The organism is Pseudomonas agronomica, from assembly GCF_025917275.1.
Taxonomy (GTDB): Bacteria; Pseudomonadota; Gammaproteobacteria; order Pseudomonadales; family Pseudomonadaceae; genus Aquipseudomonas; species Aquipseudomonas agronomica.
Map to the genome: position 1 here is coordinate 1 of NZ_JAOSHO010000839.1, position 1337 is coordinate 1337.

Annotated in this window: 3 protein-coding genes; 2 read left to right on the forward strand and 1 reads right to left on the reverse strand. The window is 60.1% G+C overall.

The window, feature by feature from the left end; genetic code table 11:
- Positions 1 to 214: hypothetical protein (locus OC610_RS27560; protein WP_264432655.1), on the forward strand; the 214-nt coding region annotated here is incomplete at its 5' end.
- Positions 215 to 418: 204 nt separating this feature from the next.
- On the opposite strand, the gene OC610_RS27565 is transcribed toward OC610_RS27560, so the two are convergent.
- Complete coding sequence (locus tag OC610_RS27565; RefSeq protein ID WP_264432657.1) at positions 419 to 859, reverse strand: hypothetical protein; 441 nt, start codon at positions 857 to 859, stop codon at positions 419 to 421.
- On the opposite strand from OC610_RS27565, the gene trmL reads away from it, so the two are divergent.
- Positions 858 to 1313: a tRNA (uridine(34)/cytosine(34)/5-carboxymethylaminomethyluridine(34)-2'-O)-methyltransferase TrmL gene (gene trmL / locus OC610_RS27570; protein WP_264432660.1), complete on the forward strand. Its 456-nt coding sequence runs from the start codon at positions 858 to 860 to the stop codon at positions 1311 to 1313. The genes OC610_RS27565 and trmL overlap by 2 nt on opposite strands.
- Positions 1314 to 1337 lie beyond the last annotated feature (24 nt).

A 1337-nucleotide genomic window follows, 5' to 3' on the forward strand; every position in this document is an offset into this window, starting at 1 on the left:
CGGGCGGCGATCCGACGATGCTTTTAAAAGCTTCGTGCACCGCATCAATGCACTACGAACCGCAATTGCACATGCACCTCTAGCCAAAACCAATCGACCCAGTTCGAAAAAAACCGCACAAACAAAAGCCAAAGCCCCGGAATACGGGGCTTTTAGCATCTTCAGCAACTTTTTTGTGACAAGCCATTTAAAACTGGCACGCCCCCTGCAATAGCTAGATCACTAGCCAGTTTTGGGGACCTTGGTACAGGCAGGCCGGGGATTCCCCTCTTTTATACCGGGCTCATCGAGCCCACTGTTTTGGGGGCCTTGATACAGGCAGGTCAAGGTTTCCCTTCTTTACACCCAGGGCCCTGCGCCGAGCGCGAGCCCTCCCGTTTTGGGGACCTTGGTACAGGCAGGCCGGGGATTCCCTCTTTTATTGCTCCTGGAGACGGATCTCCAGCCGCCAGCGGTCATCGACTTCGCTGCCGGCCCACTCCCCTCGCAACGGACGCGCCGCCACCAGCGTCATCAACAAACCCTTGTCACTCAGACGCACCCGCCAGTTCACGTCCTTGCCGTTGAGCTTGAGCTGGCCGTTCTGCGGCGAACCCTCAGCGTCGAACAACAGCGCCACCGAGCCGTCGATGACTTCCCCGTGCAACTTGGGTTCGTTGTTGAACCAGGCTATCAGCCCGCCGTCGATGACCTCGACCTGCTGCAGCACGTTCGGTTCGGGCGTGGTCAGGCGCCCGATCATCAGCCCGATCATCATGCCGAAAATCGCCAACGAGCCCATCACTCGAGGCATTAGCTTCGAACGTCGGTCGGTTTGCGGCGTAGAATGCCGCTCATCTTCATCTGCGGAGCCGTGCATGTTTCACGTCATCCTTTTTCAACCGGAAATCCCGCCGAATACCGGCAACGTCATCAGGCTCTGCGCCAACAGTGGCTGCCACCTGCATTTGATCGAACCGCTGGGCTTCGACATGGACGACAAGCGCCTGCGCCGCGCCGGCCTCGACTATCACGAGTATGCCACTTTGCAGCGGCATGCCGACCTGGCCAGTTGCCTGGAAAGCCTGGGAAACCCACGCCTGTTCGCTTTCACTACCAAGGGCTCGCGGCCGTTTCATGATGCCAGCTTCGTCGCGGGTGACGCGTTCCTGTTCGGCCCGGAAAGCCGAGGCCTGCCGGCCGACGTGCTCGACGCCCTGCCGGCGGAACAACGCCTGCGCCTGCCGATGCGCGAAGGCTGCCGGAGCCTGAACCTGTCGAACACCGTGGCGGTGGCGGTTTATGAGGCGTGGCGGCAGAACGGCTTCGCCTGAAGCTTTCTGTCAGCCAGAAACACC

Bases quoted from the DNA above. Each gene is read 5' to 3' on its own strand.
- OC610_RS27565 (WP_264432657.1), bottom strand. From the start codon at position 859: ATGCACGGCTCCGCAGATGAAGATGAGCGGCATTCTACGCCGCAAACC.
- trmL (WP_264432660.1), top strand. From the start codon at position 858: ATGTTTCACGTCATCCTTTTTCAACCGGAAATCCCGCCGAATACCGGC.